Below are 14,826 nucleotides of genomic sequence, written 5' to 3'. Positions count from 1 at the left end.
CCGCCGCCTTAACAATACAAGCCGATGCATTAACAAGGCCGCCGCCGCCTTAACAATACAAGCCGATGCATTCACTTAACTTTGTAGTGCGATCGCCAAACGTCTTGATGAGAATCGCTTGGTGCGGACAGCATTAATTCTCGCTAATTATTAGACTTATTGCAAAAGTCAGGGTAAAAGTGAAGGGGAAAAGGGTAAAGAAACTCAAAATCCTTTCCCTTTACCCTAAGAGTGCAAAAATATATTTTTACAAGATGTCTATTGCTATAAGTCAATCTGGTAGAGAAATAGGAAGTGCGATCGCAATAAGCTTAAAAATATTGAATTTACGTTAACAGTGTTGTTGTTTTTTGAACAGTGACAACAGCAAACACACGACTCCCATTACTACCAACGGCACTGAAGAAGCAGATTCTGGGACAGGCTGAGGGTTCTGCACAGGCTGATAATTGATGAAATTTCCTTGAATTGGGCTGAGTGATGCCAAAAGTTGCTCAATATCCTTAGATATATCAGTATCATTACCAACACTTTTAGAAGAGATGAGGCGGTTAAAGGTTTGGCTACTCGATTCATCAAAATTTCCTGTAAACCCAAGAAAATTTTGACCTATTTTACCTATAAGAGAGTCAATCAGATTGTTAACATCAGTTTTTATCCCTAGTGGGGATAACTTTAAACTGCTGAGATTATTGACGTTTCCAATCTTTGTGTTATCAGTCTTTGTTAACCAATTACCATTACCAATAATTTCATTTCCATTGGTAAAAACCCAGTTACCATTACCAATAATTGTGTTATTAGTACCGAAATCCCAATTGCCGTTTCCAATGGTTGCGTTGTCACTGCCGAAGTGCCAATTACCATTACCTAATGTTGAATTATTACTTCCATCGTCCCAATACCAGTTGCCGTTACCAAGAGTTGTGTTACTCTTTCCAAATAGCCAGTTGCCATTACCGATGGTTGCGTTGTCATTATTAAAGTTCCAGTTCCCATTGCCAATGGTTGCGCTGTTACTGCCATAATCCGAGTTAAAATTACCAATAGTTGCGTTATTACTACCAGAGTCCTTGTTACCATTGCCAATTGGTGCGTTGCTCTGATTAAAGGTTTGGCTACCTGAATTAGATGTATTTCCAGTGTTACTAAAGGGTATATTGTTACCAAGGACTTCTTTCAACGGATCGAAAGGCGATTGTTGAAGCAGACTTCCAGCACCTGCGATCGCATTACTTCCTCCTGGAATCGCATTACCACCGCCTGCAAACGGGTTACTTCCTCCTGCAAATGGGTTACTACCGCCTGCAAACGGGTTACTTCCTCCTGCAAATGGGTTACTACCGCCTGCAAATGGGTTACTACCGCCTGCAAATGGGTTATTTCCTCCTGGAATCGCATTACCGTTACCTGCAAATGGGTTAGTAGCCCCACTTGGAATTGCATTACCGTTACCTGCCAAAGGGTTAGTAGCCCCACTTGGAATCGGATAACCACTGTTTGCAAACGGGTTACTACCTCCTGCCAATGTGTTGTCAATACCTTTGAAAAAGTTATCACCTAAAATTGACTTTAATCGATCAAAGATTAATTGCTGAAGTCCACTGCCAGCATCGCCTGCAAACGGGTTAATACCGCCACCTGGAATGGGATTGTTACCGTTACCTAATAACAGATTGCTACCACCCGTCAACAGGCTGCCTTCAGCAGACAAACTGTCATTAGGAGCAAAGGAACTAACGCTGTTAGGGACACCTGCGCTTAAGGGATTAACTCTACCATTAAGGGGATTGACAGCAGACTCTTCCATTGGCACTAATTTTCCTATTTTTAGTTAAAAAATCATGGGGTCTTCAGTACTTCTTATAACAATTATGAGTTTGCTAAACCCAAAATCTCTCTATAATAAAGGCTTTAATCATCTTACTGTCAAAGTAACAGAAAATATTGCTTAAATCCTTACCTGTAAAGAGTTATAGGATGTAAAATAGCAAGCTAGTACAATAAGGCAGAAGGCACATCACCGATAATACACGGTTTTGAGCTTTATCAAATGGTATGTTTATTTGCTCCCAACTGTACTAGCATACTATGTACTGAAGAACTCATTATTGTTTCCTCTATTTATCTGCTCATTTTCGCAAGGATTCTATTAAGCGAACGGGATTTATTGGCCACCAAATGATGGGATTCCTCCTCCACTACCACCACCAAATGATGGGATTCCTCCTCCACTATCACCACCAAATGATGGGATTCCTCCTCCACTACCACCACCAAATGATGGGATTCCTCCTCCACTACCACCACCAAATGATGGGGTTTTTCCATCGCCCAATTCCTTGTCAAGCCTTGAGTCAACTAGGTTGTCAATAGTAACCCTCAAGTCGAACCCGTTCGGTATTTCACTTGTGCTAATACCATAGGTCGGGCTATTAGCACCAGTCAAAGGATCGCGAGCTTGATTACTAACACCTGCGGATGGGTTCCCGCCACCTGTGGATGAGTTACTACTGCCACCAGCACCAGTCAAAAGGTCGCTGCCACTACTTTGGTTCCCGCGGCCTGCAAATGGGTTTCCACCGCCTGCGGATGGGTTTCCACCGCCTGCGAATGGGTTTCCACCGCCTGCGGATGGGTTTCCACCGCCTGCGGATGAGTTTCCACCGCCTGCGAATGGGTTTCCACCGCCTGCGGATGAGTTCCCACCACCTGCGAATGGGTTCCCACCACCTGCGGATGAGTTCCCACCACCTGCGGATGTGCTACCACCTGTGGATGGCCTACCACCGCCTGCGGATGGGTTGACACCCCCTGCAAAGATATTCCAGAAGTTGTCACCAGCGAAAGGATTACCACCATAGGCTAAATCAGGCTGACTGCCACCAGCACCACCACCAGCAGCAGCGCCACCAAATGAGCTACCGCCACTTTGTCCATCACCAACACCACTGAATATTTTGGGGAGGTCTTTCTCAGGAACAACTTCTTTCAAGCGACCGAAGGGTGATTGTCCAAATTGTCCAATCGCATTGTTCCCACTAGTAGAGGAGTTACTGCTACCACTATTACTTGAATTTTCTGCCATTAGATTAATCCTCATTATTGGATAAAAATATTGCTAGCATTGCAACATAAAATAGACAAAACTCAAGTCTATTTAATCACTTTCTTGTTAGCAAAACTAGTTAGTAGCTATAAGATTATTTGGCTATTTCTATTAAGTGTAGATAACCAAATTTTTAATCAATGCTACATCCACCTATAATTTATACGAGTTGGTTTTGAAGAACAATGAAAAATATTTTGATATATTTATCAAACTTGTAGATATTTTTAGATATAACTTAAAAAGTTAACTGAAATGTTTGTATAATAAAATTCAATTTGGGCGAAATATTATATTGCAATGAATAATCTTTTGATAAACTTGCCAATTTTTTAGATATTTAATTAATCTGGGTTTATCCGGGGTTATATCACTTTTATCCCACGTTATACAACGAGACTGATAACAATAAATAGCACGGTTACTCGCATACTGCAATACGTTACATCTTAAGTAAGTCGGCGTTAAAAATCAACATATACAACAAAGTCTAAGGTCAGTAAAGACACTATAAGTGAATCGTTTCAAGGTTTTTATAAAACTCAACATACCTTAGTTTTATCGTGCCTACTTACTTAGAACCACTACGAAGTGCAGCAAAAAAAGCTTCAGGTACAGAAATTACTTCAGATAAATCAGCAAATTTAATCCCGGAATTGTGCGGGAAAGTGTCCACAAAACTAGCGTGATGTAAATTAAACCCAAACTCCATTGATACCAAGCAAGTGCAGAGACGATGCCAGGTAGGTGTTCGTCTCGCAGGCGAATGTCGTTAAATCCTAATTTAACTAGATTGTTGAGACTAAAATCATAGTAGTTGAGCCAGTTCCAACGACGATCGCATAACAGAGGCATATATCGTTCCCGAAATGTCTGATTCCTTGGTATCACTGGCAAACGTCCAATCAACAATCGTAACTGGCGAAATGTGCCGTCTTCTGTGAAGTAAGAAACGTCCATTAAATCGTGATAACGACCTTGTTGGTAAAGTCGGATCAATAAAGCCATTGGGACGGGGACAATAATTATTAACATACACCCCAATGTCAGCCAAGGTTGTTCAGCATTGCGAAAGATTGCTAGTAAGCTGAAGAATACTAAAACGCTAAAACTGACTAATATCGAAATGGTTTCGTAGGATGTGGGAATAATTGGTACGGGATGCAGCCGACGATAGCGATCTACTAGCCAAAAGAGTAAGCCGAAATAAGCGATTGCTAATCCTCCCACACCAAACACTAACCAAAAATTTGTCCCATAGCCACTCAACAACAGCAGTACACTCAACGCCAGCCAACTCCAAGCTTGTAGTAACCACCCAACTATAGAAAGGGTTTCGCCAACAATTAAGCGATCGCTTAGTTGGGTATATTTTTCTAAATCGATGTCTGCAATGGTGAGTAACTCACTACTGTTACGAAAGGATTTTACCAGACGACGCTGGGCGATCGCTTGGGCTTGAGTTGCAGAAAAACCCAGATTCATCAAACTTGCAACAGTTGCACTATTAATATTTATAGCCGTCAAACGATGGCCAAACTCGATTAATCGCAGTCGTTGTTTTGTGTATTCCAGTTCATTAGCATCGGCAACTTGCTGTTGCTGACGGAAATTTTGCCCCAAATTCCGCAAGATGTTTTGATTACCTTGCAATGTTGGGATGCAGAACATCTGACCAATCTCACCGGGATTACCTAAAATTTTCGCTTTGTTAGAGTTAAAAGTTAAACCTGGTACGCTTAAACAAGCCTCTTTAGAAAACCTCGCATCGCTAAAATCTGCTTGATTAAGAATATTCGCACCTTGCAAATTTACTAATTGGTTAAACTCAGTTTCTCGGAAGCTTACAGCTTGCTCAAAAGTCGCTTCTGTTAAAAAGAGGAACTGATTAAAATCGGCTTTAGTAAACTGGGCTTGATTGGCAAAGTACACATCAGAAAAATCAGCATTCCCTTGCCACTGCACACTACTGAATTTAGCCAACTGTTTAAAAGTTGCTTGGTTGAAGTTAACAGTCTTCTCAAAGAAACTGCCTTGAAAATCAGCGAGTTCCTGAAATTTAATTTTTTTAAAGTTAGCTTTGTCAAAAAATATACTGCCCTGAAAATTGCTTGGTTGCTGGAAGTTAGCGCTGGTGAAACTAACGGGACGAGCAAATCTGGTTTCAGCCCAGTTAGTGGGTTGGAGAAAAGTTGCACCTTGGGCATCAACAGACTGAAGGAAAAATGTATTGGAGAACTTCACTTCGCCGTTGAAGCGAGTTTGCACCAGTGTTAAGACACCACGAAAGACGGCGATTTCACTGTATGGAGTTGATTCTGTTCCCAGAAGCGATCGACAATCTTTGGAGTTGGGTAAAGCGATTGCGAGTGACTCTAGACAAACGAAGCGCAAACGTTCTAGTTTTTCTTGTTCGGTAGGGGTGAAAATGGGTGCAATAGCTTTTGCATACAATGGTGTTCTTAAACCTAAATCGCTGCCGACAAAATCCCCCAGAATTAAAGCATTGCTGAGGTCTAAACCTAAAGGTTTTGTACCTAGTTCTTTTCGCAATAATTGGTAAAAAGCATCACGAAAGTTGGCGTTTTCTGGGCGTAAATCGATCGCCATTTTTTGCAAATCGACAGTTAAATTTCCTTCACGGAGTGTGGGTGTGCGTATTCTTTCTTGTAATAATTCTAGGGTTAAGGGTGTGCGTTCTGGTTGTGTTTGTGCTGCCGAAGCTGGTAGGGGGAGGAAGAGGAGTAAAACGCAAAGGAACGCAAAGGGAAGCGCAAAGGTACGCAGAGAAACTCCTCTGTGTACCTTTGCGTTTAACCTCTGCGTGCCTCTGCGTTTAAAAGATAAATTATGCAAATTCGTTACTAATCAGCAGAACAATTTTACCTGCCACAGAACCGTTTTCAATCAGTTGGTGGGCTTTAGCTGCTTCTTTTAAGGGAAATTTGTGACTCACATGGACTTTTAATTTGCCTTCATCAATCCAGGTGGCAGATTGTTCGAGAATTTCTGCATGATGGTGGAGACTATCTTGTAATCCTAGCAAGGCTGGTGTCAGCATTAATTCTAAACCGATGCGGAGGTTGCGAATTCTAGCAGTTTTCCAAACAGTATTGGCATCTGGTTCGAGAATGGTCACAATATCGCCATAGACTCGCACTGCGGGGAAGGTTTTGTGAAAGGTTTCGCCACCTACGGTATCAAAAGCTAAGTCTACGCCTTCGCCACCAGTCCAATCTAATACCGCTTGCACAAAGTCTGTTTGTTTGTAAAAAATTATATGATCAGCACCAAGTTCTTTGACGAAATTAGCTTTTTCCTCAGAACCCACTGTGGTGGAAACAGTAGCACCTTTGAGTTTCGCCAATTGGATTGCTACATGGCCAACACCACCAGCACCGGCATGAATCAAAACTCGTTCCCCAGGTTCTAATCGTCCCCGTTCATATAACGCTTCCCAGGCGGTGATTAATACTAAAGGCGCTGCTGCTGCTTCGGCAAAGGAGATAGAGGCGGGTTTACGTGCGACAAACCGTTCATCTACAACGGTGTATTCAGCGTAATTACCTTGGTGTGCGCCTAAGCCACCATAGCAAAAATATACTTCATCACCTGCGCGAAAACGCTGGACTCCAGCACCTACTGCTTCAACAATACCTGCACCATCACATCCTAAAATTGTTGGCGTGCGATCGGGGTAGAAAGTGCCTCGACTACGAAGTTTAGTGTCAATGGGGTTAATGCCAGCCGCCACCAAACGCACTAAAAGTTCAGTATTCCCTACAGGAACAGCAGGGTTTGGCACATCCTGTACTTGCAGAACTTCGGGACTGCCAGCTGCTGTCATCAAGACTGCTTTCACAACTCTTTCCTCCTGGCTTTAGATGCACGTTCTTATGCAACTTTAGCGTAAGAGGGTGGACACAAAGCTATGTTTGAAAGAAAAGTGCGATTTTTGGCGACAAGGTGCGATCGCCCTACATCTACATTTAACAAAAAACTGGCTACTGAAGCTTTGAAGATGATCGATTATTCCTTAATTACTGCTAAATTCAATATATATTCTCACGTAAGTAATATTTGTTTATTCTTTATTCATAATTGAGCCATTTTGTAAAGTCGCCAAACTCCTACTTCACGATGGTGACAGCCTGATGAACAGATCGGGTAAATTAAGATAAGTAAAGAAAACGCTTTGAACTAAATGGCAGCTCTAAGCTTACAAGAAATTTCTACTCAGTTAGAAAGTCCGAATTTACGCGATCGCATGGTAGCCCTTGCTAATCTGCGTCACGTTGCGGCTGAGGATGCAGTACCTTTGATTAAAAAGGTACTAGACGACGAATCTTTGCAACTGCGATCGATGGCAATATTTGCTCTGGGAATCAAGCCAACGCCAGAATGTTATTCTATTTTGGTAAAAATTCTCGAAAATGACCCCGATTATGGTATGCGTGCTGATGCCGCTGGTGCTTTAGGATATTTGGGTGATGCCAGAGCCTTTGAGGTACTTTCAAGGGCATTTTATGAAGATACTGATTGGCTAGTACGTTTTAGTGCAGCTGTTTCTTTAGGTAATATTAAAGATCCTCGTGCCCGTCAAGTTCTTCTTCAGGCATTGGATAGCAAAGAAGTAGTGTTGCAACAAGCTGCAATCTCTGCACTGGGAGAGATTAAAGATATCGAGTCTGTAGATAAAATTCTCCGTTTCGCCCAATCAGATGATTGGTTAGTCAGGCAGCGTTTGGCAGAAGCCTTGGGAAATCTTCCCACTCCCAAGAGTGTCTCAGCTTTAAAATACCTGGAAAAAGACAATCATTTCAACGTTGCTGAGGCAGCCAGAATTGGCCTCAAGAAGCTTGAGGAAATAGGCAATCAAGCTTAATATTAAAGCCTCCTGTTACCTTTTAATCATAATTAAGTGGGAATTTTAGCATTTTGATGCAGGGTAATTTCATTCATGAATATTGAAGAGTTTTTTCAGTTAAGTACTGGTAAATGGTTTTCTCATCGTACTAGTCAACATTTGGCTTTTAACCAATCGGAACATAGCAAGTCAGATATCATCATTGAGGCGCTGGCATTAGATCATCCAGAAGTTATCAAGCGGTGTCAAAGTTACAACATTAATCCTAGTTCTGCTTCCTGTGCTACCAAAATTACCTGGAACGGTACAATGGACAAGGATCAAGCAAAACACACTGGTTCAACTGTGTTAGTTTCGGTACCTGATGCAGATAATCCGGCCCAAGGCAGTTTACTCCGAGAAATAGTTGATGCCAATAAAACTCCAGTTCCTGGCCGCTATAAATTTGACAGTGATGGTGCTTTAATCCTAACTACAGAGGATGAAACCATCTTCTCAGAGGAACGCCTGTGGTTTGCTAGCCCCAATTTACGAATGCGGGTAAATGTCCTCAAGAGTTTTGGTGGATTTAGTATTACTTCCTTCACTTCTGAGATTCGTATGGGTGGCTTTCCACCAGCTGAGAAGGTTTCCGAGGCGGCTAATTCAGTATCTAGTTAAGTTTGATCGCAAAATAATTCCCCCCGTTTCTGGCTACGGTGTATATACAAGACGAATTACCCCCCTTAATCCCCCCGATGCATTGGGGGGAAACAAGAGAATCTCGTTCCCTCCCCAATACATACGGGGAGGGTTAGGGTGGGGTAATTCGAGGACTGGTAGTGATTCGATAACTTGTGTATACACCGTAGTTTATAAGGGGAGGTTTAGGGTGGGGTAAAACCCTAGTTAATCAACTATTTCAGACTTGTGTATACACCCTAGGTTTCTGGGGGAATTAAGTAGAAATGGGTTAGAGTTAGGGAAAGTTTTGATTAAGCTTGTAATACCTTAAACCACTTGTTCAAAACTGTGCTGATGGTTTTCTTAATCTGATGGTTGCGACTCCACTTTTGAAATGCCATTTCATACTCTTCACCTTTGATTTGAAAGGTATTCCAGACATCAAGCCCTACAGGCAATCCGCAGAATAGTAAAATGTAGAGCGACCAAGAAATTCCGCCACCACTGATTAAATCTAGCAGTATAAAAAAGCCATTGAAAATTGCATATTTGCTTAAACGCTTCTGAAATCTTCTGATGCGGTAGGCGTCAAAAGCTTTTCGTTGTTGAACTTGACCCTGTTGCAATACCCAATCGCGTTCTGCTAATTTTAAAGACTCTGGTGAAATTTCTAACTCAGCAGCAATTTCTAATATATGCTCATAAGAAAATTCTGTGTCTTTATCATCTGCTTGACGAGCGATCGCTAAGTGCAGAATTTGTTGGACATCTTCTTGGCTATACGAGCGGATGCTTTGAGGTTCAAACGCCGTCATAATTCTTTCTCTTAATATTACTTTTAATAGAAATTTGCTGCCCGATGGATTTTAAGCAGCTACGCTAGTACTATTTCCATTATTCTTAGATTAACAAATCTAGATGCTGTCCGGCATCGAATGTATGGGATTTTTAACTTTGGGAATGGGGTAAAGGGGCAGAGGGGCAGGGGAGGAGAGGGGCAGGGGGGGGAAAAATTTACTGCAACTTCTCCCTTGCTCCCTTGCTTCCCCATCAATATAAAGACTCTCCAAACATCCAAGATATTATCAAATGCAGCAGAGCATAATTAATAACGAAATAACAAGTATTAACAAGGATGTCACTCAATGGTTGAAGAAAATGGATCGATTCGTACCCTATCGGTTGATATTGGCGGTAGTGGCGTTAAGGCTATGGTTTTGGATATTACGGGTAATCCTGTAACGGAAAGGGCGCGTTTAGATACACCGCAACCTGCAACACCGGAGGTTGTAATTAATGCAATTGTGGTGTTAGCAGCGGCTCAAGGTGAATTTCATCGCGTTTCAGTCGGTTTTCCCGGTGTGGTACGATGTGGAGTCACAGAAACTGCGGTCAACTTACATCCAGATTGGATCGGATTTGATTTGGAAACAGCATTATTAAAACACTTAAACAAGCCTGTACGGGTGATTAATGATGCAGATATGCAGGGATTTGGTGCGATCGCAGGTAAAGGTGTCGAATTAGTGATTACTCTGGGTACGGGGTTTGGTTCGGCTTTATTTGTGGATGGTAAGCTGGTACCGAATATGGAAATGGGGCATCACCCGTTTCGTAAAGGAGAGACTTTTGAGCAGCAGTTGGGGCGTGCAGAGTTAGAAAAAATTGGCGAGAAAAGATGGAATAGGCGTTTAGAAAAAGCGATCGCATCTTTACAACATCTGTTTAATTATGATTACCTTTACATTGGCGGTGGTGAAGCTGTGAGAGTGAATTTCCAGCTACCGTTAAATGTCAAACTCATCCCCAATATCACCGGTTTATTAGGCGGTATTGCTTTGTGGCGAGATGAAAAAAGGTAAAAAGTTTTTCATCTCGCCACAACTGAGAGTATTAAGCGATATCTAAGGGCAGCCAATGCCTACACGCTTTTTCTTAAGGTGCATCTTTTTTCAAAAACCATTGATTTAGATAGTATGTCTGATAACTTGATGGCTTGATTAATGATATTAATCTAATTAAATGAAATCGGAGGGAAGCAAATATAAACATGAAAATATTATTTGGAAAAATTAGTACATGATTTTTTGTTTGCTTAGTATATACTATCCCAGACAGGAACAATGTTGTTAGTTAAAATAAATATTGCTTGAAGTAAAATAAACAAAAATGAATGAAATTGGCCTGATGATGACGGGCGTGTTAACAATAAGACAAGCATCTGGAACCAATTTGCCACAGCAGCAATTATTTCAGATGGAAAATGACGTAAACCAGTCAAAACAGAGTCAGTTAGAGATAGCTGCTAAAGTTACGCCACCTGAATTTATGCAGACAGATGAGATTTCTCAGGCTTCTCTCTCAGTGCTGAAACTAGAAAAAAAACACATACTTCAGAAAATCAGCAAAAAGAATCAGGGACTAGTTTCTTCTAACTTTGGTAAGCCTAAGAAGTTTTCTCAGTCTGAAGCTAAAGTTCGTACAAAGGCTACAGGACGGTTCCAGAAGTTTAGTAGCCAACTACCGACTCTTTATTTCGGTAGTTCTGGTATTGCTGTCAGAGCCTTACAACAGTTATTAGTGTCTAACGGTTATGCTGTAAGAGTAGATGGGATTTTTGGCGCACTAACAGAGACTGCTGTCAAAGCCTTTCAAAACCAGCGAAATTTAGGTGTAGATGGAGTAGTTGGTGAACGAACTTGGGGTGCATTGACAATTTAGTTATTTGTCCATTGTTTTTAGTCATTTGTCTTTAGTCCTTAGCTAATGACAAATGACTAATGACAAACTAACGGTACTTATGCTGCTCTAATAGCTGTTGCGCTCTTGGCTTGTAAATTAAATAGAACAAAGCCTCGATATAGCGCAATAAATCTTCCCGATTTTCCTTTGAGGTAAAGTTCCAAAAGCCATAAATTCGTGCTAAGGATAACAACTTGTTAGTGTGAATTTTCCAAGTATAGGTGCTGTAAACTCGGTCAATAGCTCGGTGCGAAATTTCATTCCAATAGTTAGGATTTTGTTCGCATTTAGTGATGAAGTCCACAATTTTGGTGGCTGTCTCCTCTAAATTCGTCGGATTAATCAAAAATCCATTCACCTTATCTTGAATAATCTCTAATGGCCCACCAAACTGTGTGGCAAAAGTCGGTAATCCTGAAACCATCGCTTCTAAAATTGTCAAACCAAAAGCTTCAAATAAAGCTGGTTGTACAAAAATTCCCTGATGATCGGCAATGACTCGGTAAATTTCACCAGAATCAGTTTTAGTCAGGCGCACACCCAACCAACGAATCTTTCCGTGGAGATTGTACCGATCAATTATTTGGTAGAGTTTGATAATTTCGTCGCGTTCTTCGTTGTCACCTGATTCTTCGACGCGTAATTTACCCGCTACCAAAATTAAGTTGCAATGCTCTTGTAATTCTTTACTTTGACCATAACATTCAGCTAAACCTGTGAGGTTTTTGATGTGGTCAAGACGCGCCATTGAGAAGAGAGGGCGCTTGTTAGGATCGTCGAGTTTGCCAAAGATTTGCGTGGGGTCTTCCAGAGTAAAGAGTGTTTCTGCAAGGCGTTGGCGATCGCTCTCTACTCGGTCTTTGTTTCGCGTGTAGGGAAAGTAATTATTCTCGTTTACTCCAGGCGGTACGACATTAAATTTGGGACTAAATAGTTCAATGCCATTGGTAACATGATACAACTCCGGCATGGTGAAGCATTTATAAGACTCGTATTGTCCCACACTATCCGGTGTCCCGACAATTTCTTGGTAGGTGCTGCTGATCACAAAATTGGCAGCATTCATAGCAATCAAATCAGCAGTGAATTGCAAGGAAAAATGATATTTCTCCTCCAATTCTTGCCAGTAGAGGTTACTGAACAAGTATTTAGATTTTTCCAAAGCATGGGCAACATTGCATTGGGTAACTTTCAAACGCCGCGCCAGCAAGAATGCCACTAAATTCCCATCAGTATAGTTCCCAACTATTAAGTCAGGTGTGCCGTGAAATTCTGCCCTTAGTTCTCTTTCGGAATCAATGGCGTAGGTTTCTAGATAAGGCCAAAACTCAAACCGGGAAATCCAGTTTTGAGTCATATTAGGGTTAAATTCGCGTAAAGGTACTCGCAAAATCCAGGCATTTTCAGTCCCGTGGACTTTTTCTAGCCGTTGATTACAAAGAGTACCATCACTATTGGGAATCAAGCGGGTGAGAATAATTACCTTTGGCTCGACATTCAATTTCTCTAAACCCGCAAGCAGGACATCTTCTTGTAACTGCTTCTCTAGGCTCTTTGCCTGGTCAAGGACGTAAACTACCTGACCGCCGGTATCGGGACGCCCCAACACTCCCTCTTGCCCAAACCAACCGTGAGCTGACACCAAGACGATTCTAAAAATCATCGGGACACGAGAAATGAAAGCTTCTAAGGTCTGAGGATCGGCAGAATCAATCAATTCATCGAGAATATTTAAAGTTTCTCGCACTCGCGCTGCGGTGTTACCCCAACCTGGCTCAAAACCCATTGACTGCAATTGGAAGCGGAATTGTTCGTAGGGTTCATCATCAGGGCGATTATTAACAAAGCCGATCGCTTTCTTAACTTGCTCGGAAAGTTGCTGCTGTGATTGAATGCGATCGTTAAGCAGCAGTTGCACACCGTTGTAGTGGTGCAGGCGCAAGAAATTCAATAAGCTGTCCAGCAATTGTTTGGAGTCTTGAAATATTTTGCTGGATAAATAGCGGTTGAGAAATTGTACCCCTTTACCAATATTTTTGGGATCGCGGATGGTTGGGGTGTAGTCATAAAACGGGCCGAAGTCCAATTCTAGCAGATCGCCCTCGTTGGGATGAAATTTGTTTACCAAGCGATCGCGCAGATCCAACAAATCCTGCACCGTCATCGGCTCAATGCTTAAGTCTGATGTCAACCAATAAACTTCTTGGCTAGCAATCTTAGAACGGATGATGAAACAGAAGTTTGAGTCTTCCTGAATAATTTCCTGAGTATAGTAAATTAGTTTGCCTAACTCCGAGGAAGTGTAAAAGGCTTCAGGTTTCTGGGATTTGGAGCAATACTCACTATATACATTGAGTATGTCGTTCCGCAGCAAGTACTTCTTTTCTTGTTGGCGTAATTCACTAAGAAAGGAACGTAAATCACTTCTTTCTTCACTATCTAAGACTGCTTGAAGCAATTCAGACATAGCAACTCCACTAAATGACGATGTTTGCATTGTTAACTTTTTAGGCAAGACAAATAAGCCTCCACCTTTTGTTAGACATATATAAACACGAAACAACACAGATAAATTATATTTACCTGTGTACCTACAAGTATCAACTTTTCAGCAGGCACTGAAATCATGTTCTACTTTACTTAAAGTATCTATGACTCAGTATTTTTGGATCTCACTAAAGGAATACAATTTTTATTTCTTTTGATAGAGGTTACTAAATCACTGCATAATAATATTTGAGGCACAAATTATCACGCCCTTAATTGCTTAATGTAATCTTTACTATATCATTTATTTGCGTATATTTTGATGATCAGCACATACAGCAGAATTCATAATTTAGGAGCCGGAGACGTTTCTGTTGCTCCGGTCAGAATAGGCTGCACTAATTAACAGAAGTAAAATAGGCAGAAGTAAAATAGGCTTTGAGACTTAGCCTGTGTAGTTCACCAACTTAAAATCTGCTGTATATAAGGTAAATAATTTCAAAAATAAAATATGATTTCTATATTGTGTTAATTTAGGTAAGAATTGATCATATTGCTATAATTGTTTTTGAAATACTTGAAACAAAAATTAATAGTTCTGCTAAAAATTTAACTATTAGTTTAAACTTAAATGAATTAAAATAAATTTTTGTTCAATAATAAACTGATCTTTGTTTTACATAGTTATAGTTTAGACAAAGGTTGTTTAAATTTGGTCGATTTATATGGCTACCAATACAGATAAGTTAACACCTTCTGACCACAGTATAGGCAACATTCTGATTATGTCTTTACTTGCCTTCTGTGGGCTGACTTTGATCATTCTTTTAGGCATTTTTTAAAAGTCAAATGTGCGTTCAAAAACTTCTAAGACTAGATTCCCGAATTTTATAAAATTTCGGGAATTTTAATATGAAAGAGCTTTATTTAGAGGTTGTTTGAACTTACACTCCCAGAT

Annotated in this window: 10 protein-coding genes; 4 read left to right on the top strand and 6 right to left on the bottom strand. The window is 40.9% G+C overall.

The genetic code is table 11. The features are described from left to right. Positions 1-331: 331 nt before the first annotated feature. The 4 genes from RMY16_RS04565 to RMY16_RS04550 all read right to left on the bottom strand — a co-directional run bounded on the left by RMY16_RS04565 (position 332) and on the right by RMY16_RS04550 (position 6,971). Positions 332-1,810, bottom strand: coding sequence for a hypothetical protein (locus tag RMY16_RS04565; protein WP_322735357.1), 1,479 nt, complete (start codon positions 1,808-1,810; stop codon positions 332-334). Positions 1,811-2,167: 357 nt separating this feature from the next. Continuing rightward, positions 2,168-3,088 (bottom strand): hypothetical protein, encoded by a 921-nt coding sequence (locus RMY16_RS04560; protein WP_322735356.1) that lies wholly within the window; start codon positions 3,086-3,088, stop codon positions 2,168-2,170. Positions 3,089-3,730: 642 nt separating this feature from the next. Further along, positions 3,731-5,965 (bottom strand): pentapeptide repeat-containing protein, encoded by a 2,235-nt coding sequence (locus RMY16_RS04555; protein ID WP_322735355.1) that lies wholly within the window; start codon positions 5,963-5,965, stop codon positions 3,731-3,733. Beyond that, positions 5,958-6,971, bottom strand: a complete 1,014-nt coding sequence (locus tag RMY16_RS04550; RefSeq protein WP_322735354.1) for a zinc-dependent alcohol dehydrogenase family protein — start codon at positions 6,969-6,971, stop codon at positions 5,958-5,960. Before RMY16_RS04550 ends, RMY16_RS04555 begins: the two co-directional genes overlap by 8 nt. Positions 6,972-7,313: 342 nt before the next feature. Here RMY16_RS04550 and RMY16_RS04545 point away from each other — a divergent pair, with 342 nt between their 5' ends. Then, complete coding sequence (locus tag RMY16_RS04545; protein ID WP_322663850.1) at positions 7,314-7,994, top strand: HEAT repeat domain-containing protein; 681 nt, start codon at positions 7,314-7,316, stop codon at positions 7,992-7,994. Positions 7,995-8,069: 75 nt separating this feature from the next. After that, positions 8,070-8,636: a phycobiliprotein lyase gene (locus RMY16_RS04540; RefSeq protein WP_322735353.1), complete on the top strand. Its 567-nt coding sequence runs from the start codon at positions 8,070-8,072 to the stop codon at positions 8,634-8,636. A gap of 314 nt (positions 8,637-8,950) precedes the next feature. On the opposite strand, the gene RMY16_RS04535 is transcribed toward RMY16_RS04540, so the two are convergent. Further along, on the bottom strand, positions 8,951-9,454 hold the full coding sequence (locus RMY16_RS04535) for a 2TM domain-containing protein (RefSeq protein WP_322662272.1): 504 nt from the start codon (positions 9,452-9,454) through the stop codon (positions 8,951-8,953). 330 nt (positions 9,455-9,784) lie between these two features. On the opposite strand from RMY16_RS04535, the gene RMY16_RS04530 reads away from it, so the two are divergent. After that, positions 9,785-10,501, top strand: a complete 717-nt coding sequence (locus RMY16_RS04530) for an ROK family protein (protein ID WP_322662275.1) — start codon at positions 9,785-9,787, stop codon at positions 10,499-10,501. Positions 10,502-10,808: 307 nt separating this feature from the next. Then, positions 10,809-11,360: a peptidoglycan-binding domain-containing protein gene (locus RMY16_RS04525; RefSeq protein ID WP_322735352.1), complete on the top strand. Its 552-nt coding sequence runs from the start codon at positions 10,809-10,811 to the stop codon at positions 11,358-11,360. A gap of 67 nt (positions 11,361-11,427) precedes the next feature. On the opposite strand, the gene RMY16_RS04520 is transcribed toward RMY16_RS04525, so the two are convergent. Beyond that, positions 11,428-13,848, bottom strand: a complete 2,421-nt coding sequence (locus RMY16_RS04520; RefSeq protein WP_322735351.1) for a sucrose synthase — start codon at positions 13,846-13,848, stop codon at positions 11,428-11,430. Positions 13,849-14,826: the final 978 nt, after the last annotated feature.

Source organism: Nostoc sp. DedQUE12b, assembly GCF_034530835.1.
Classification (GTDB): domain Bacteria; phylum Cyanobacteriota; class Cyanobacteriia; order Cyanobacteriales; family Nostocaceae; genus Nostoc.
The sequence above is the reverse complement of the archived record's forward strand: the minus strand, read 5'-3'. Positions and strand labels throughout refer to the sequence as shown.